Origin of the sequence: Niveispirillum lacus (genome assembly GCF_002251795.1) — a bacterium.
Taxonomy (GTDB): Bacteria; Pseudomonadota; Alphaproteobacteria; order Azospirillales; family Azospirillaceae; genus Niveispirillum; species Niveispirillum lacus.
This window is the reverse complement of sequence record NZ_NOXU01000026.1, coordinates 120,433-136,984: the sequence shown is the minus strand read 5'-3', so window position 1 is coordinate 136,984 and position 16,552 is coordinate 120,433. Positions and strand designations below refer to the sequence as shown.

Sequence of the window (16,552 nt, the reverse complement as noted above, 5' to 3'; positions counted from 1 at the left end):
TCACCAATCCACCGGTTCATAGGCCAGGACCGCGTCAAAGGCGGCATTGGCCGGATCGATATTGGCCGTGATCGGGTCAGCCTTGCCCAGAACCTTGAGAACAAAACGGCTGGCCACCAACCATTTGCGCCGGTCACCCCATTTCAGCTCTGCCACCGCCTCTTCACACAACAAAGCCGCTGCCAGCGTATCTGCCATCAAGGTCAATAGACGGCGACCATGGCGCGGGCCTTGGTCCGGGTGACGGCGCAGGAACCCAAGTGCTGCCCGGCATTCTTCCAGCGCGCCCTCCAGAATGGCCGACACATCCTCTGCTGCCGGTTCCTGGGCGGCTGGCGGCAGATCGGACAGGATAGTGCCGACACGGGCCAGGAACATCTGATCCCCGGTCCGCTTGCCCGTCACCAGCCGCAGCAGCTCCAACGCCTGGATATTGGCCGGGCCTTCCCAGACCGAAACAACCAGACAATCGCGATAAAGGCGGCTGGTTGGCATTTCGTCGGTATATCCATTGCCCCCCACCATCTCCACTGCCTGCCGACTTCCCGTCACAGCCTGTTCGGCTGTCCGGTACTTCGCCAGCGCGGTTGACAGGCGCAGCCAGTCTCCGCCCATATCCGGGTCGGCCAGGTGGGCGTCAAAAGCCAATACCGACTCGAACGCCAACGCCGTCGTCGCCTCTAACTCCATCTGCATGTCCAGCAATTGGTCCTGCACCATCGGGTAGTGGCGGAGGGGCTTGCCAAAGGCCACGCGGTGCGTCGCCCATCCCGCACTCTCCACAAACGCGCGACGTAACAGACCCGCCGACCCGACGGCATTGTGGATACGGCTATACTCCAGCGCCGTCATCATCACTTTCAGCCCGTCGGGCGGCGGGGCCAGTTCCACGGCAAAACAGCCATTCAGGTCCAGTTCCGCTGTCGCCAGTCCCCGCGTACCGGCCTTGTCTTTCAACCGTCGCGCCCGCTGATGGTTTTGCGTACCATCGTCCAGGTGGGACGGAACAAGATAGCAGCCTAAACCCTTACCCCCCGCCTCTGCCCCATCGGGCCGTGCGGTCGCCATGGCCAGACCCGCCCCGGCATTGCTGGTGAACCATTTCACGCCATGCAGTCGGTGACCATCGTTTCGCCGTTCAGCCCGCGTCGTCGTTGCCCCCACATCCGACCCGCCATGCCGTTCAGTGGCCCAGGTGCCCCCCGATAGCGCCTTGCCATCCATACGGATCATGTCAGGCAGGTACCGGCCCCTCACCGCCGCCGGAGCCAACATGTCAAGCACATGTGCCACAGCCCCTGTCATGGTGACAGGGCAGTGGATGGAGATATCAGCCTGCGACAGCATATAGCCCATGGTGAAGCAGGCGGCATGGCTGGGTGCACCCGTCGGTCCCTGCCCTTCTGGCAGATAGGCCAGCCCCACCGCCCCACGCCGGTAGGCTTCGGCATGACAGGTCAGGTAATCTGGGTTGAACACCACCCGGCCCGTGTGGTTGCCATCAACATCATAGGGATCCAGACGCGGCGGCGCGAACCGGTCAGTATATTCCGCCTGCCGATCTAACTCATGGCCAGCCCAGGCCCCAAATTCCGACAACCGCCCCTCATGCGCCTCCAAAACATGCGGCGCCCGGCGTTCCAGCAGGCGGATCAGGTTAGTGTCAGTGTCGAAAAAATTTGTGCCACGCGCCGTGCGCGGATAGTCGGCGGCGTCGGTCATGTCCGGTTCCCCCCTGGATCTGCTGGCCACCATGACCGAAACCCCAGCCAAGGGAAAGGCCCGGCCTGTCAGGGCGAAAAGCGGTCCAGCAACCCGTCCGGCAGTTCCATAGTGAAGGGCCCATCAGTCCAGAGCAGGACACAGCGCACCCGTTTACCGGGATAGATGCGGGAGAGCGCAGCCCGATAGGCCGCCATCTGCTGCACATAGATCGCCGGAACCTTTTCCACCTCCCGGGGTGGGGGCCGGTTGGTCTTGTAGTCCACGATCCACACCGCATCCCCCGTCACGCACAGACGATCAATCCGGCCCGACAATGCACGGTCACCGACCAGACCGACCAGCGGGACCTCTGCCCGACTGCCGGGCGCAAAAAGCGGCGCAAAGACCGGATCGGTCAGTACCCGCAGCGCCTCCGCGGCGATCTCTTCCTGTTGCGTCAGTGTCAGATTATGCGCAGGCCGCGCCAGCCAGGCCGCCGCCACTGCTGACCAGCGGGCCGGATCGGTTTCCGGCAGCACTTGCAGTAATGTATGGATCAAGTTGCCACGCTTAAACCGCAGACCATCATCGCCCCCCAACGGAGAGCGCATTGCCGGTTCCGGGGCATCGGGCTGTGACGGGGCCAGTGGTTTGGATGGGCTGGCCTCTTTCGGAGCCGGGGCCACGGCCCAGGATGGTACCGTTATCCCCGCCACCACCTCCGCCACCACTGGTGGAGCAGCGGGCACCGGCACGGTCTGTTCCTCCTGGAGGACCAGACCGTTACCCGCCCAGCCTGCCGGCGACAGGCCGGTGAAATCGAAAGGCGTCGGCCGGGCGAGGCCGTCCAACGCCGCTTCGATCAGCCGGTACCAGGAACCCGCACCCCCGGTTTTGCGTTGCTGCTCCCAGCCACAGACGATCAGCCGATCTTCTGCCCGTGTCAGGGCGACATACAGCAGCCGGCGATATTCCTGGTCCCGGCGACGGTTGGCGATGGCCCGCCGCGCTCCTGCTATCCTATCCTCCATTCCCCGCCGCGGAACATAAAGGGGCAGGGCCGGACCCGGATCGACCAGCCCCTCACCCGCCAGGGGTTTCTCCGGCCAAAGGACTTTCGGGCTTTTGTCCGGCTCACGCACTGTGTCGGGCAGAAATACGATGGGCGCCTGCAGGCCTTTGGAACCATGCACCGTCATGATGCGAACCTGCCCCGGCCCGTCGCCGCCGCCGGTATCCAGTTCGCGTTTGATCTCCGCCTCCGATGCTTCCAGCCAATGGAGAAACCCCTGCAGCGATGCGACATGCTCCCGCTCAAACAGCAGGCAGGCGTTGAGAAACTCTTCCAGCGGGTCCTGCGCTTCTGCGCCCAGACGGGCCAGGATGGCACGCCGGCCCGACCCCCTCGTGTCGGCTGGACAGGGCCGCGACAGCACCCCGGCAAACAACTCATAGGGGGCGCGGTAGTCCGTATCGTTCAAAATAGCACGCAGATAATCCCACGCCGGTGCCAGGGACTGATCCTGTTTGGCTCTTTCCGTCAGAGCGGCCCATAACCGCCCAGGACGGCCATGCGCGACCTGGAAAAGCTGCTCCTCGCTGACCCCCAGTAGCGGGGATTTGAGCAACACGGCCAGGTTGAGGTCATCCTCAGGCAATACCAGGAAGCGGGCCAGCGCCATCAAGTCCATGACGGCCAGTTGCTCGGTCAGCACCATGCGGTCGACACCGGCCACAGGCACCGCACGGTCCTTCAGGGCACGGACCAAGTGGCCCACGAACTGGTCCCGGCTGCGCACGAGCACCATGATATCGCCAGGGCGCAGCGGCCGGTTGCGGGCAATCAACCTTTCCCCGTCAGCCAACCAGCGGGCGATCTGATCCGCCATGGTGCGGGCCAGACGCGCCACCGGTTTATCCGCTTGTTCGGGGACCAGGGGCAGCGACCAAGGGTCGGGATCGGCGGTATCCTGGGGGCTGACCAGAGGCCAGATTTCCACCCGCCCTGCCATCCCGCGCCGATGGGGGATGTGTCGTACCTCGGTGTCAGGAGCGGCCACCCCATCGCGGGCCAGTCCGGCGGCGAAGATCTTGTCCACCGCGGCCAAAACCGCCCCCACCGACCGGAAACTGGTCTGGAGATCAATGATGCGCCAGGTGCGTAATGCCTGATTGACCTTGGCGTCGAAATGGCTGCGCATCCGGGCAAACTCGGCCGGATCGGCACGCTGAAAACTGAAGATCGACTGTTTATCATCCCCCACCACAAACAGGCTGCGCATCCGGTCGTCCCGGGCACCCAGGCCCGCGAAGAACTCCTCCGCAATGGCTGATACCACAGCCCATTGTTCGGGGTTGGTGTCTTGCGCCTCATCGATCAGCACATGATCCAGGCCACCATCCAGCTTAAACAATACCCAGGCGCAGGCCTCTCCCGCCGCCCCGCCCGACAGCAAGGACGAAGCCGCCAGGATGAGATCGTCGAAATCTAGCACCCCCCGCCCATCCTTCAGTCGCTGGTAGCGGTCCAGCAGCGCCTCGCCAAGGGTCAGAAGGGCGGCGGTGTGGCTGGCCACGGCAACACGGCGGCGCTCCTCCGTCACAGCGGTCAGGCGCGCTGCTTCCCGTTGAAGGATTTCCAACGCCATCGGATCGGCTTCCGACGGCTTTTTGGTCATCAGGACCTTGCGTGGCTCCCCGGTCCCCGTGATGAATAATGACAGGTAGTCGGCCCAGTTCCTCAAACGCTGCGACGGGCTGGCGTCCAGCCATGCCTGCAGACTGATCCCCCGCTCGATATCGCCCTTTGTACCTGTTGCCAACGCCGCACAAGCGCGGCGCAGACCGACCTCATCCACAGCAGTGCTGGCGCAGGCACGCGAAAGAACCGTCAGGTCCGTGTCCCCATCAGCGACGCCCAGGGCAATTCGCAACGCAGCGATGGCGTTTTCCAGACCACCCTGCGCCTCCAGATTGCGCCGCAACCGTCCGCGTTCCGCCGTCAGGCTGGCCAGCAGATCATTGAATTCATCCTCCGAGACCGAACCGGCCAGCAGTTCAACGGCTGACGCCAAAATACAATCGGGTTCGTAACGTCCGCTGAGAAGAACAGATTGTTTTGCTTCCGAAAGCAACTCTTCGGCCGTGCGATCATCCATCACCTCGAAATTCGGCGAAAGGCCAGCTTCCAACGGAAATCGGCGCAGCAGCGATTGGCAGAAGGCGTGGATGGTCTGGATCTTCATGCCGCCGGCAGTATCCAGCACACGGGCAAAAAGGCGTCGGGCCGCGACCACCTCGGCCCGTGATGCTTCCCGCCCGGTCAGGGCATGCAGGTTGGTGCGCAGCCTTTCTTCATCCGCCACCGCCCAGACCGAAAGCCGATCGGCGATACGGTTGGCCATTTCCGCCGCCGCTGCCTTGGTGAAGGTCAGGCAGAGGATGCGTGACGGATCGGTCCCGGCCAGCATCAGGCGCAGCACCCGGTCGGTCAGCACCTTGGTCTTGCCGGTTCCCGCCGACGCCCCGACCCAGACCGAACTTTCCGGGTCGGAGGCCAAACGTTGCAGGACATTGGGATCGATAGGGCGGGTGTCAGTCATGCGGCGCAGAATACAGGGGCGGTGCAGGGCCGGTCCAGGGGCATGCGGCCGCGCTTTACGTGTCTATGGATTGACTTTCCTCGCCCATCCATTGTGGTTTATGCTCTCTTAGATTGTTCGCTTCCCTGACGTGCGGGGGCATCATGGACACAGTACGCTGGCTGGCAACGGTGCCAAACAAGGCCGCCTTGCGGGTAACTTTTGTGTTCATCACCGTATCGGCCCTGTGGATTATTTTTTCCGATCAGGCCGCCCAGGCCATGTTTGGCGACACCTTTGATCTATCGGCCTTTCAGACAGCCAAGGGCCTGTTTTATGTCGGCGTTACCGGGCTGATCCTGTTTGTGCTGGTCCGGACCCTGGTCGGTCGTTTGACGGAGCGAACGGGAGAAGCCTTGCGCGCGCGGGAGGCGGCGGCGGAGGCCATGCGTCAAGCAGGCATGGAAAGCCGCGCCCTGGAACGGGCCAAAAGTCAGTTTCTGTCCTCCGTCAGCCACGAACTGCGGACCCCGCTGAATGCCGTGATCGGCTTTGCCGATATGCTATGCGACCCTTCTGTGCCTCAGTCGGGCGAGCGTGTCCGCGATTATGCCGGGGAGATTTCACAAGCCGGGCATCATCTGCTGGAACTGGTGGAAAGCATTGTTGCCTGTGCAGAGGCGGAAACCGGTCACTCGCTGGCGCCAGAACCGTTGGATCTGCGTGAAGAGGTCGGGCGCGTGGCGGGGCAGGCGCGCGTCCGTGCCCAACATCGCCGGACATCCGTGGAAAACAATGTACCTGATGGTCTGATCTTGCACGCGGACCCACTGGCCCTGCGTCAGATCCTTTTCGCGCTGCTGGATAATGCCGTCAGCCACACGCCCGAGCACAGCCATGTGCATATCAAGGGCGAGGTGACGAGGGCCGGGGAAGTGGTGGTCAGTATTGTCGATGATGGGCCGGGGCTGCCCCCGGAAGTCCTGGCCGGCATGGGCCGTCCCTTCCTGCGGGCTGGTGACCCGCTGACGGCCAGTGTCGGCGGGTTAGGCCTGGGCCTCTATCTGGCAACGCTGCTGACGATGCGCCATGGCGGTAAACTATTGGCGGAGCGGGCCGACAACGGGCAAGGAACCTGTATCCGTCTGGCTTTTCCGGCGGCGGCGTAAGCGAATACACCGCCGCCGGCGCGGCGATCAAACCTTGTCCAGACCGTAGGCCGTGTGCAGGGAGCGCAGAGCCAGTTCGGTATATTCCTCGGCGATCAGGACCGAAACCTTGATTTCGCTGGTGCTGATCACCTGGATGTTGATGCCACGGTCGGCCAACGCCTTGAACATGCGCTGGGCGACACCGGCATGGGAGCGCATGCCGACACCGATCACCGACACCTTCACGACGTTGGCGTCGGAGACCAGACGGCGATAGTTCAGCGTATCCTTGGACTTTTCCAGCACCTGAACGGCACGATCAATATCGGCCTTACCCACGGTAAAAGTCATATCGGTGGTGCGGCCATCTTCCGACACGTTCTGCACGATCATGTCGACATTGATGGCGGCGTCCGTCAGGGGCCCGAAGATGCGCGCGGCCACGCCCGGCTGATCTTCCACGCCAATCAGGGTGATCTTCGCCTCGTCCCGGCTATAGGCGATGCCGCTGACCAGTTCCTGTTCCACGATCTCATCCTCGTCCACGACCAGGGTGCCGGGCAGTTCGGAGCCAGCCGCCTGTTCAAAAGTTGACAATACCTGCACCCGCACATGGTGCTTCATGGCCATTTCGACCGACCGCGTCTGCAAGACCTTGGCGCCCAGCGACGCCATTTCCAGCATCTCCTCATACGTGACGCGATGCAGCTTGCGGGCCGCCTTCACGATGCGGGGATCAGTCGTGTAGACACCATCGACATCCGTATAAATGTCGCAGCGGTCGGCTTTCAAGGCCGCAGCCAGCGCCACCGCCGAGGTGTCGGACCCGCCACGGCCAAGAGTGGCGATCCGCCCCTTCTCTGTCACGCCCTGGAAACCGGCAACGACGCCGACCACACCCTGGGACATGTTTTCAGAAAGCTTGCTGGTGTCGATCCGCTCGATCCGCGATTTGCCATGCGTCTCATCGGCGATCAGCGGGATCTGCCAGCCCTGCCAGGAGCGGGCGGGGATGCCGATTTCCTGCAGCGCGATGGCCAGCAGGCCAGACGTCACCTGTTCGCCCGAGGCGACGACGGCGTCATATTCGGCCTGATCATGCACCTTCGCGATCTGCTTGCAGTAATCGACCAACTGATTGGTCACGCCCGACATAGCGGAGACGACGACGGCCACCTCGTGCCCGGCATCGACCTCCTGTTTCACCTTTTTAGCGACATTCTTGATCCGCTCGATATCGCCGACCGAGGTGCCTCCGAATTTCAGGACAAGCCGCGCCATAACGCCATTCCATCAAGGGTCAGGGTAATTTTCGCAAAGGCTCCGGTGCCGGAGCGGGCTATCCATAACCTGCCGCTTGTGCCTTCGCAAGGCGGGCCTCCCCCCTGCCCTCGCACAACACCCATGAGAAGGGCGCTACAGCAACATTCGGGTGGGGATGGCAAGGGGGCTGGTTCATCTTGCTTTCATGTGCCGATGAATGGAACGATCATGCTGACCGCGAAAAATCCCGCCTTCACCCCGATCCACGCCTTCACCACCATGGAAGACCGAGCTGAGGCCATAGTCGATCTTTGCGACCCCCAGCCGGTCGATGGCGGAGCGCGACTGGTTGCGGACGCACTGCGCCGGCTGGCCCGCGACTGGCAGCAACCGCCCTCGCTGGCGGAACTGGCGGCCGATGCCGGGCTGACGCAATGGCACTTTCAGCGCCTGTTCAAGCGCTGGGCCGGTATCAGCCCGAAACGCTTTTCCCAGTTCGCCACGCTGGGCCATGCGCGCGGCTTGCTGCGGCGCGATGGCGATAATGACCTGCTGGGCGCTAGCCTGGATTTGGGGCTGTCCGGCCCGTCGCGCCTGCATGATCTGTTCGTGGTGGCCGAAGGCGTGACGCCCGGTGAATACAAGGCCGCCGGCAAAGGCATGGTCATCCGTTGGGCTTTGCACCGGACGGCCTTAGGCGCTGCACTGCTGGCTGCTACCGACCGGGGAGTATGTTGGTTCGGCTTCACCGGCGAAGGCGATGATCCGGCCGATCAACTGACAGCGCTGATCCGGGACTGGCCGCACGCCACCCTGATTGAGGACCCAACCCCAACGCAGGCCGCTGCCGCGTCGCTGGACCCGGCAACGCAGGGCCAAGGGCCGCTGACCCTTCACCTGAAGGGAACGAACTTCCAAATGCGGGTCTGGCGAGCATTGCTGGATATTCCGTTCGGCAGTGTCGCGACCTATGCCGGTATCGCCGACCGGATCGGACAACCCGGCGCCGCTCGCGCCGTGGGCAACGCCGTGGGCGCCAACAAGGTTGCCTGGCTGATCCCCTGTCACCGTGTCATCCGGGGCACCGGTATTCTGGACAATTACCGTTGGGGCCCTGTGCAGAAACGAACCTTGCTGGCCTGGGAGGCCGCAAGGCTGGCGGGGGAGTGAAGGAACATCAAATCATCGGTCAGCGTTATTGATTGACCGGGGAATCAGCGTCCCAGAACCCCGCTTTCAATGACACCATCAATGATGAACTGACAGGCCAGCGCCGTCAGCAGAATGCCCAGTACCCGGTTGATGACATTGATGCCGGTGACGCCCAGCAGTTTTGACACCTCACCCGCGAAGATCAGCACAAACAGGGTAGCCAGCAACACGCCCGACAGAACCGCCAGGACGGTCGCCTGCATCATTACATCGCCATCGGCGCGGCCCATCAGCAGCACGACCGATGTCATGGCGCCCGGCCCCGCGATCAGGGGGATGGCCAGGGGGAAGACGGAGATGTCTTCTTTGTGCGTCGCTTCTTCCTTTTCCTCTGCGGTGGCGGTGCGCAGGCCGCTTTCGCGGGCAAAAACCATGTCGATGGCGACCAGCAGCAGCAGGATACCGCCGGCAATGCGGAAAGCCCCGACGCCGATGCCCAGCGAGGTCAGCAGCAATTCGCCGATGAAGGCAAAGCCGAACAGCAGGCCCGTGCCGATCAGCACGCCCTTCACGGCGGTGCGGCGGCGGTGGCGCGCATCCATACCCGCCGTCAGGGCCGCAAACATGGGGCCAAGACCGATGGGATCAATGGTGACGAAAAAGGCGATGAAAGTGGAAAGGACCAGATCGGTCATCATGGCCACCGGGGCGGGAACAGGGGATGTGGGGGATGGACATCCTCTACCCCAACCGGCGGTTACAGTGAAATGCCAGCCCGACAGGGCTGCCATGGCAGGTTCATGGCTCCAGCCGTACCCTGGTCATCAAACGGTGATCTCGATCAGGTTGCCGTCCGGGTCCTTGACCACGGCTTCGTAATAGCCGTCGCCGGTCCAGCGCGGGCCACTGTCCAGCAGGCCAAGGACAGACAGGCGGGCGGCGAGATCATCCACCGCCGCCTCTGACCCCAGCGACAGGGCAATATGGGCCCAGCCATAGCGTTCCCAGCCCTGCTCCCCCTCACCGGACAGCCAGGGCGCGCTCATCAGTTCGATGACGGCCCCTTCCTTCAACCGTAGGAAGCGGGACGTGAAGCCGGGGCGGCGGCGGCTTTCGTAAAGGTCGCCCATGTCGGCCCCGAAATGGGAGGCCCAGAAGGTGGCGGCTGCGTCCAGATCAGCGACCCACAAGGCGACATGGGCAATCTTCACAGTTAGGCTCCCACTTTTGCCCGACCGCAACCGGACATCTTCATCTGTTAACCGCCAGATAAGGCATCACGGTGGCAAACCCTTTATCACCTGTCAGATAAACCTGATTTGAAAATTGATTCATGTTTCATATTATGTGGGATGGCGCATTGACACCCATGCTGCACCGCCGTACATCTCAAGAGAAAAGCCCACATAATGGAGGAGGCCGGGGGCACGCTCATGAGCAAGAAAGTCTATACCGACGCTGTATCGGCCCTGGCGGGGCTGCTGCGCAATGATATGACCGTGATGGCCGGCGGGTTCGGCCTCTGCGGCATTCCAGAAAATCTCATCGCGGCCATCAAACTGTCGGGCGTAACCGGCCTGACGGTCATCTCCAACAATGCCGGCGTCGATGGCTTCGGCCTGGGCCAGCTTCTGGAGACCAAGCAGATCAAAAAGATGATCAGCTCCTATGTCGGCGAGAACAAGCTGTTCGCACAGCAGTTCCTGTCAGGTGAACTGGAGCTTGAATTCAACCCGCAGGGCACCCTGGCCGAGCGCATCCGCGCCGGCGGAGCGGGCATCCCCGCCTTCTTCACCAAGACGGGCGTCGGCACGCTGGTGGCCGAGGGCAAGGAACTGCGCACGTTCGACGGCGAAACCTATGTCATGGAACGGGGCCTGCGCGCCGATCTGGCCATTGTGAAGGCCTGGAAGGGCGATAGCGAAGGCAACCTGATCTATCGCAAGACCGCGCGCAACTTCAACCCGATGATGGCCATGGCGGGCCTGGTCACCGTCGCGGAGGTGGAGCAACTGGTGAATGTCGGCACGATCGATCCCGATCATGTCCATACGCCGGGCATCTTCGTGCAGCGACTCATCGAAGGCACGCATGAGAAGCGCATCGAACAGCGCACCACCCGCAAGCGCGACTAATCCGACGCTCGCCCCGGCGAGTGGCGGGTAGGCCGCCGACCGGCGGCCCGGCACCCCATGGTGCCGCAAGCCAAGTCGCTGGATGGCGACGCCCGGCGCTTGAGGGGGTAGTTCAATTCGAGGGGAACAAAAATGGCTTGGACCCGTGAGGAAATGGCCGCCCGCGCCGCCAAAGAGTTGCGCGACGGTTTTTATGTGAACCTGGGCATCGGCATCCCGACCCTGGTGGCGAACTTCATCCCGGACGGGATGCATGTCACTTTGCAATCAGAGAATGGCATGCTGGGTATGGGCCCTTTCCCGTTTGAAGGGGAAGAGGATGCCGACCTGATCAATGCTGGCAAACAGACCATCACCGAACTTCCCACCTCCTCCTATTTCAGCAGCGCCGACAGCTTCGCCATGATCCGTGGCGGGCATATCGACCTGTCGGTGCTGGGTGCCATGCAGGTGGCCGCCAATGGCGATCTCGCCAACTGGATGATCCCCGGCAAGATGGTCAAGGGCATGGGCGGGGCCATGGATCTGGTGGCTGGCGTCAAGAAAGTCGTGGTGGTGATGGAACATTGCGCCGTCGACAAGAAGACGGGCGCCATCGACCCCAAACTCTTGAAGGCCTGCACCCTGCCGCTGACCGGGACGCGCGTCGTGGACCTGGTGGTCACCGATCTGGGCGTGTTCCAGGTGGACAAGCATGGCAACGGTCCGCTGACCCTGATCGAACTGGCCCCCGGCGTCACGCTAGAGGAGATCAAATCGAAGACAGAAGCGGAGTTTGAGGTGGCCGAAGCGGTGGTCTCGTAATCAATTCGCAGAATAAAGGGGGAGCGGGTTAGCGCCCGCCCCCCCTTGTGACATTGTGACAGCCTGTCAGCGCCTGAACGGGCCTCCCGGACGGCGCGGCGGGCCACCGGCACCAGCGGGACGCTCATCTTTGTGGCGGTAGGTAATGCGGCCCTTGCTGAGATCATAGGGCGTCATTTCCACTGTAACGCGGTCACCAGCCAGCGAACGGATGCGGCTTTTGCGCATACGGCCGGCGGTATAAGCGATGATCTCGTGCCCGTTTTCCAGCTTCACCCGAAAGCGCCCGTCGGGCAGCGCCTCGGCGATGATACCTTCAAATTCGATAAATTCTTCTTTGGTCATGCTGTACTCCCGAAACAGAAAGGGCGGCGGCATGAAACCATGCCGCCGCCCCTCCAAAGCCGTTTACTGAACGTGGATTTAGGCCACGCGCAGGTTTTCAGCCGCCGTCTTGCCCTTGCGCGGATCGCGAACGGCGTCGAAGGTGACCTTCTGACCTTCGTTTAGGCTGGACAGACCAGCGCGCTCAACGGCGGAGATGTGGACGAACACGTCAGACGAGCCATCTTCGGGCTGGATGAAGCCAAAGCCCTTGGTGCCATTGAACCACTTGACGGTACCGGTAGTCATAATAAAGCCTCCTGGGATCGTTCCCGTTCGGAGCTGCCCGGCGCGAGAGTGCGGCACGGGCATCAAAGTCACGACAGGGAAGAACCAGCGGTAGCCGGAAGATAGCCCAGTAGCAAAGTCGACGGGCGGAGGATGGGCCCTAATTGATGGGACCACAAGCTTAATCACGCCGGGGGCACACATGGCTGGGACGCGTGGCCCCGCGCGGGGCCATGATCAGCCCTCATCCGTTTCATCCCCATCATCAGCTTCGCGCGGGCCATGGCGGCGTTCCAGCAAGCCGTATTTGCGCAGATAACCCCGGAACTGGTGATAATTCAGGCCAAGATCAGCGGCGGCCCGTTTCTGGTGAAACTGATTGCGTTCCAGCGCGTTGCGCAGCAGGACCTTTTCATAGTCGGCGATAAGGCCCAGGAAGTCGCACGGCCCCTCGGGCACGCTGGGACCGAGATTGACCGCCGGGACCGGCGCAACGGGGGCGCCCGGCGTGGGGAGGGGGGGAGGGACAGCAACCACAATCGGAGTCGGGGCCGCATCCTCATAAATTGACATCTGTTTGGGCCGCCAGGGCGACTGGAACGGATCAAAATGGATATCGGTGATGGGGCTTTCCGGGTCGGCGGCGCGATAGACAGCCCGCTCCACCACATTTTTCAATTCACGTACATTGCCAGGCCAGTCATAGGCCAACATCTGTTGCATGGCATCAGGGGCAAAACCGCCAAAAAAAGGCCGGCCCAGTTCGCGGGCCATGGCCACGCCGAAATGTTCGGCCAGGATCGGAATATCCTCTGGCCGGGCGCGCATGGGCGGGATGGTGACAACATCGAAGGACAAACGGTCCAGAAGGTCGGCGCGGAACTTGCCCTGATCGGCCAGGCGCGGCAGGTCGGCGTTGGTCGCCCCCACCACCCGCACATCGATCTGAATGGTGGTATTGCCACCCACCCGCTCGAACTCTCCATATTCGATGACACGCAGGATCTTCTCCTGCACGCGCAGGGTGGCGGTCGCGATCTCGTCCAGAAACAGGGTGCCGCCATCGGCCAGTTCAAACCGGCCGACATGGCGCTTGGCCGCCCCCGTGAACGACCCGGCCTCATGCCCGAACAGTTCAGTTTCCAACAGAGTGTCGGACAAGGCCGCGCAGTTCAGCTTCACGAATGGTTTGTCCCATCGGGGTGACAGGTAGTGGAGGCGGGCTGCTACCAGTTCTTTGCCCGTACCCCGTTCCCCGATCACCAGTGTGGGGCGGTTGAGGGGAGCCGCCTGCGAGACATGTTCCATAAGCCCCAGGAACGATGGGGCCTGACCGATCAGCGAGGGGGGGGAAATGGCGGGGGACATGAGGCCGGTGCCACTCTTTTTTGACTGCCAATATCAGCATCTTAGCGAAGAGTAGGCGAAATGGCGAGCGAGTGGTGAAAATGGCCAACGAGTGAGCCCCTGACCACATGGCGATCTTTGGCTCACGACCAGAAAGATCACTAAGCAATTGATATTAAAAGAAAGTATCGCCCTTTCCTAAAGTTGGCACACCCTTTGCTGATAATGTTCCAGACACCGGGGAAACAACAAGATCGCAAGGAAGCCAGCCATGACCGACTTCACCTTTGACAATGGGATGTCCGATCAGCCGGCAACCGGCTATACCAAGTCCGCCGACGGGTTCTTTGCCCGGCCCGCGGGCGGCATGTTCCGGGACCTCTATGAGGATTTCCGGGCCGTGCCGGTGGAAGCCTGGATCATCCTTGCGGTGGCCACCGGTTTGAGCAACCTTTTCATTGCCCTTGCCTGAAGGAGACCCCGACATGGGCATTTTTTCCCGCCTCGGCGACATCGTCAATTCGAACATCAACGCCATCCTGGATCGCGCTGAGGACCCGGAAAAGCTGGTCCGTCTGATCATCCAGGAAATGGAAGACACGCTGGTCGAGGTCCGCTCCTCTGCCGTCAAGACGGTCGCAGAGAAGAAAGAGATCGAGCGCCGCCTCAGCGAAATCCGCCGCGAGTCGGAGGATTGGCAGCGCAAGGCCGAATTTGCCCTGTCCAAGGACCGCGAGGACTTGGCCAAGGGCGCGCTGGTTGCCAAGGCCAAGCTTGCCGAAGCCGCCGAGCAGATGGCCAACGAACTGAGCCGTCTGGACAGCGCGCTGGCCAAGACCAACGAGGATATCGGCGCCTTGCAGCAGAAGCTGGCCGATGCCAAGACCCGCGAAAAGGCCTTGATCGCGCGGCATAAAACCGCCACCAACCGGCTCAAGGTCCGTACCCAGCTCTATGACGACCGCATCACTGATGCCTTCTCCCGCTTCGAGCAGGTTGAACGGAACCTCGATGTGTTGGAAGGTCGCTCTGAAGTGCTGGGCATGGGCCGTGGCGCGCGGAGCCTGGAGGACGAGATTGCCGAACTGGAAGCCGAATCTAAGGTGGAGTCGGAACTGGCGGCACTCAAGGCCAGGCTCGCAGCCAAGGATCAGCAGGGGTAACCCCGACCGGGGCGCCCCTCGCATTGGGAATGCAGGGGGGCCACCCGTACTGGGCTTGGCCTTGGGATAAGGGGGGCAACAATGCCTGATGGAGTATTTGCCGTCGCCATCATCTTTATGGTGATCGTGGCACCCGTCTGGATCATCTTTCACTATGTGACCCGCTGGCGCATTGCCAAGACCCTGTCAGCGGATGATGAGCAGATGCTGTCTGAACTGTGGCATTCCGCCAACAAGATGGAAGACCGGATCCGGCAACTGGAGAAAATCCTGGATGCCGAGGCGCCGGGTTGGAGGGCGAAAGCATGAGCGACCGCCACGATCCCGGCACCCCGCCGCCATTTCCTGGACGTGATCATTACCGGTCACGTTCGGGACGCGGTTCCGGCCATCAACGGAACTGGGAGCAAGAATATTTTGGCAAGCGCCCGGACCAGAGCTGGGCGGACTATTTCGGGCTGGGGTCCGACACGTTCGGCGGGTCCAAGCGGAAAAAGCGGCAGCGTGACGATTGGGGCCCGGCCCCGTCGTCCGATGCTGACAGGGGCCAAGCCTATTACGGACAGTATGCGGGGGGCGGCATGGGCGACCATCATCCTTCCCGACCGTATCGACTGTGGCGCAGCCGCACCGACAGCAAGATTGCCGGCGTCTGCGGCGGTATTGCCGAATATGCCAATATCGATGCCTGGATCGTCCGTCTGGGTTTTGTCGCCGGTTTCTTCTTCTTTCCACCTGTCTTCCTGTTCGGCTATCCGATCCTGTGGTGGATTTTGAAAGAACGGCCGTCAGGCCTCTATGAGACGCGCGAAGAAGAAGTATTCATGCGGTCCGTCGCCACCAAACCCGACCAGACCCTGTCCGGTCTGCGGACCAAATTTCGTGACCTGGACCGCGACCTCGCCAAACTGGAAGGGTTCGTGGCCTCCCGCGAATATGACCTGCACCGGCAGTTCCGCGACCTGGAGAAGAAGTGAGGCGCCGTGATCGCCCCTTCTTCCCCGTCAGTATCAGGTGACGTATGAGCCCCTATCTGATTCCCGTCCTGGCCCTGACCATCCCCATCGTGGCGCTGATAGCGCGCGGGGTGAGGCGGTGGCACCAGATCGATATCGAGGTGGCGCAGAGTGAGGTTGACCTGCGCCGCCGGTTCCGGGCCCTGGATGAGATTGACCGGCGTGTCGCCAGTATCGAACGATATGTCACCAGTCCCGAATTTGGCCTGAACCGGCAGTTCCGCGACCTGGAACGCCCCTAAACCTGATCCATCGGCGCCCGAGGCGAAGAAGATGTTCAACTCACCCTACATCATCCCCGTCATGGCTCTGATGATCCCCATCGTGGCCATTGTCATGAAACATCTGACCCAGATGCGCGCCATGCGTGTTGGAGGTCTGTCAGAGGGAGCGGCCGCCGAACTGTCGGAGCGGGCCGCCCGGCTGGAGGACCGTGTGCTTCAGCTTGAAAGGATCCTGGACGCGGAAGCGCCAGGCTGGCGCAGCCGCGCCTGAGTACCCGGCGGATGTCCGCCGCCGGTCTTGCGGGGGGCAGCAAGGGATAGTCCGACCCGACCTGCCCCTGTCATCTCACACCCATACCTACCCACTTGACGCGCCTTCCACCCGGTCGCCCCTGCTGCC

General features: G+C 62.3%; 18 protein-coding genes. 10 read left to right on the top strand and 8 right to left on the bottom strand.

What is annotated here, in order from left to right; all coding sequences use genetic code 11:
• Together CHU95_RS08585 and addA are read right to left on the bottom strand one after the other, a co-directional pair.
• The gene (locus CHU95_RS08585) at positions 1-1,722 is read right to left on the bottom strand and encodes an acyl-CoA dehydrogenase family protein (RefSeq protein WP_165772093.1); all 1,722 of its coding nucleotides are present in this window, start codon (positions 1,720-1,722) and stop codon (positions 1-3) included.
• Between the two features lie 68 nt (positions 1,723-1,790).
• On the bottom strand, positions 1,791-5,306 hold the full coding sequence (gene addA / locus CHU95_RS08580; RefSeq protein ID WP_094455697.1) for a double-strand break repair helicase AddA: 3,516 nt from the start codon (positions 5,304-5,306) through the stop codon (positions 1,791-1,793).
• A gap of 143 nt (positions 5,307-5,449) precedes the next feature.
• On the opposite strand from addA, the gene CHU95_RS08575 reads away from it, so the two are divergent.
• The gene (locus CHU95_RS08575) at positions 5,450-6,454 is read left to right on the top strand and encodes a sensor histidine kinase (RefSeq protein ID WP_094455695.1); all 1,005 of its coding nucleotides are present in this window, start codon (positions 5,450-5,452) and stop codon (positions 6,452-6,454) included.
• 27 nt (positions 6,455-6,481) lie between these two features.
• Here CHU95_RS08575 and CHU95_RS08570 read toward each other — a convergent pair whose 3' ends face one another.
• Positions 6,482-7,717 (bottom strand): aspartate kinase, encoded by a 1,236-nt coding sequence (locus CHU95_RS08570; RefSeq protein ID WP_094455693.1) that lies wholly within the window; start codon positions 7,715-7,717, stop codon positions 6,482-6,484.
• 210 nt (positions 7,718-7,927) lie between these two features.
• On the opposite strand from CHU95_RS08570, the gene CHU95_RS08565 reads away from it, so the two are divergent.
• A complete protein-coding gene (locus tag CHU95_RS08565) occupies positions 7,928-8,869 on the top strand; it encodes a methylated-DNA--[protein]-cysteine S-methyltransferase (protein WP_094455933.1) in 942 nt (313 codons plus the stop codon).
• A 44-nt stretch (positions 8,870-8,913) separates the two neighbouring features.
• Here CHU95_RS08565 and CHU95_RS08560 read toward each other — a convergent pair whose 3' ends face one another.
• Positions 8,914-9,549, bottom strand: a complete 636-nt coding sequence (locus tag CHU95_RS08560; protein ID WP_245838055.1) for a MarC family protein — start codon at positions 9,547-9,549, stop codon at positions 8,914-8,916.
• A 126-nt stretch (positions 9,550-9,675) separates the two neighbouring features.
• Complete coding sequence (locus CHU95_RS08555; RefSeq protein WP_094455691.1) at positions 9,676-10,062, bottom strand: VOC family protein; 387 nt, start codon at positions 10,060-10,062, stop codon at positions 9,676-9,678.
• 222 nt (positions 10,063-10,284) lie between these two features.
• On the opposite strand from CHU95_RS08555, the gene CHU95_RS08550 reads away from it, so the two are divergent.
• Positions 10,285-10,986: a CoA transferase subunit A gene (locus CHU95_RS08550; protein WP_094455930.1), complete on the top strand. Its 702-nt coding sequence runs from the start codon at positions 10,285-10,287 to the stop codon at positions 10,984-10,986.
• 132 nt (positions 10,987-11,118) lie between these two features.
• Positions 11,119-11,790, top strand: a complete 672-nt coding sequence (locus CHU95_RS08545; RefSeq protein ID WP_094455689.1) for a CoA transferase subunit B — start codon at positions 11,119-11,121, stop codon at positions 11,788-11,790.
• Between the two features lie 66 nt (positions 11,791-11,856).
• On the opposite strand, the gene infA is transcribed toward CHU95_RS08545, so the two are convergent.
• The 3 genes from infA to pspF all read right to left on the bottom strand — a co-directional run bounded on the left by infA (position 11,857) and on the right by pspF (position 13,770).
• A complete protein-coding gene (infA, locus tag CHU95_RS08540) occupies positions 11,857-12,135 on the bottom strand; it encodes a translation initiation factor IF-1 (RefSeq protein ID WP_094455928.1) in 279 nt (92 codons plus the stop codon).
• A 78-nt stretch (positions 12,136-12,213) separates the two neighbouring features.
• Positions 12,214-12,423 carry a cold-shock protein gene (locus tag CHU95_RS08535; protein WP_094455687.1) on the bottom strand — a complete coding sequence of 70 codons (210 nt, stop codon included), beginning with the start codon at positions 12,421-12,423 and terminating at the stop codon, positions 12,214-12,216.
• A gap of 216 nt (positions 12,424-12,639) precedes the next feature.
• A complete protein-coding gene (gene pspF / locus CHU95_RS08530; RefSeq protein WP_094455685.1) occupies positions 12,640-13,770 on the bottom strand; it encodes a phage shock protein operon transcriptional activator in 1,131 nt (376 codons plus the stop codon).
• Between the two features lie 250 nt (positions 13,771-14,020).
• Here pspF and CHU95_RS08525 point away from each other — a divergent pair, with 250 nt between their 5' ends.
• From CHU95_RS08525 to CHU95_RS08500, 6 genes are all read left to right on the top strand, one after another.
• Positions 14,021-14,221 (top strand): hypothetical protein, encoded by a 201-nt coding sequence (locus tag CHU95_RS08525; protein WP_094455683.1) that lies wholly within the window; start codon positions 14,021-14,023, stop codon positions 14,219-14,221.
• A gap of 13 nt (positions 14,222-14,234) precedes the next feature.
• A complete protein-coding gene (gene pspA, locus CHU95_RS08520) occupies positions 14,235-14,912 on the top strand; it encodes a phage shock protein PspA (protein ID WP_094455681.1) in 678 nt (225 codons plus the stop codon).
• Positions 14,913-14,993: 81 nt separating this feature from the next.
• A complete protein-coding gene (pspB, locus tag CHU95_RS08515) occupies positions 14,994-15,221 on the top strand; it encodes an envelope stress response membrane protein PspB (RefSeq protein WP_094455679.1) in 228 nt (75 codons plus the stop codon).
• Entirely contained in the window at positions 15,218-15,889 is a 672-nt protein-coding gene (locus CHU95_RS08510; RefSeq protein ID WP_094455678.1) for a PspC domain-containing protein, read from the top strand. Before pspB ends, CHU95_RS08510 begins: the two co-directional genes overlap by 4 nt.
• 44 nt (positions 15,890-15,933) lie before the next feature.
• Positions 15,934-16,170, top strand: coding sequence for a hypothetical protein (locus CHU95_RS08505; protein ID WP_094455676.1), 237 nt, complete (start codon positions 15,934-15,936; stop codon positions 16,168-16,170).
• 31 nt (positions 16,171-16,201) lie between these two features.
• Entirely contained in the window at positions 16,202-16,423 is a 222-nt protein-coding gene (locus CHU95_RS08500; protein ID WP_094455674.1) for a hypothetical protein, read from the top strand.
• Positions 16,424-16,552 lie beyond the last annotated feature (129 nt).

Coding starts and splice junctions, on each gene's coding strand:
- CHU95_RS08585 (WP_165772093.1), bottom strand. CDS start 1,722: ATGACCGACGCCGCCGACTATCCGCGCACGGCGCGTGGCACAAATTTT.
- addA (WP_094455697.1), bottom strand. CDS start 5,306: ATGACTGACACCCGCCCTATCGATCCCAATGTCCTGCAACGTTTGGCC.
- CHU95_RS08575 (WP_094455695.1), top strand. CDS start 5,450: ATGGACACAGTACGCTGGCTGGCAACGGTGCCAAACAAGGCCGCCTTG.
- CHU95_RS08570 (WP_094455693.1), bottom strand. CDS start 7,717: ATGGCGCGGCTTGTCCTGAAATTCGGAGGCACCTCGGTCGGCGATATC.
- CHU95_RS08565 (WP_094455933.1), top strand. CDS start 7,928: ATGCTGACCGCGAAAAATCCCGCCTTCACCCCGATCCACGCCTTCACC.
- CHU95_RS08560 (WP_245838055.1), bottom strand. CDS start 9,549: ATGATGACCGATCTGGTCCTTTCCACTTTCATCGCCTTTTTCGTCACC.
- CHU95_RS08550 (WP_094455930.1), top strand. CDS start 10,285: ATGAGCAAGAAAGTCTATACCGACGCTGTATCGGCCCTGGCGGGGCTG.
- CHU95_RS08545 (WP_094455689.1), top strand. CDS start 11,119: ATGGCTTGGACCCGTGAGGAAATGGCCGCCCGCGCCGCCAAAGAGTTG.
- infA (WP_094455928.1), bottom strand. CDS start 12,135: ATGACCAAAGAAGAATTTATCGAATTTGAAGGTATCATCGCCGAGGCG.
- CHU95_RS08535 (WP_094455687.1), bottom strand. CDS start 12,423: ATGACTACCGGTACCGTCAAGTGGTTCAATGGCACCAAGGGCTTTGGC.
- pspF (WP_094455685.1), bottom strand. CDS start 13,770: ATGTCCCCCGCCATTTCCCCCCCCTCGCTGATCGGTCAGGCCCCATCG.
- CHU95_RS08525 (WP_094455683.1), top strand. CDS start 14,021: ATGACCGACTTCACCTTTGACAATGGGATGTCCGATCAGCCGGCAACC.
- pspA (WP_094455681.1), top strand. CDS start 14,235: ATGGGCATTTTTTCCCGCCTCGGCGACATCGTCAATTCGAACATCAAC.
- pspB (WP_094455679.1), top strand. CDS start 14,994: ATGCCTGATGGAGTATTTGCCGTCGCCATCATCTTTATGGTGATCGTG.
- CHU95_RS08510 (WP_094455678.1), top strand. CDS start 15,218: ATGAGCGACCGCCACGATCCCGGCACCCCGCCGCCATTTCCTGGACGT.
- CHU95_RS08505 (WP_094455676.1), top strand. CDS start 15,934: ATGAGCCCCTATCTGATTCCCGTCCTGGCCCTGACCATCCCCATCGTG.
- CHU95_RS08500 (WP_094455674.1), top strand. CDS start 16,202: ATGTTCAACTCACCCTACATCATCCCCGTCATGGCTCTGATGATCCCC.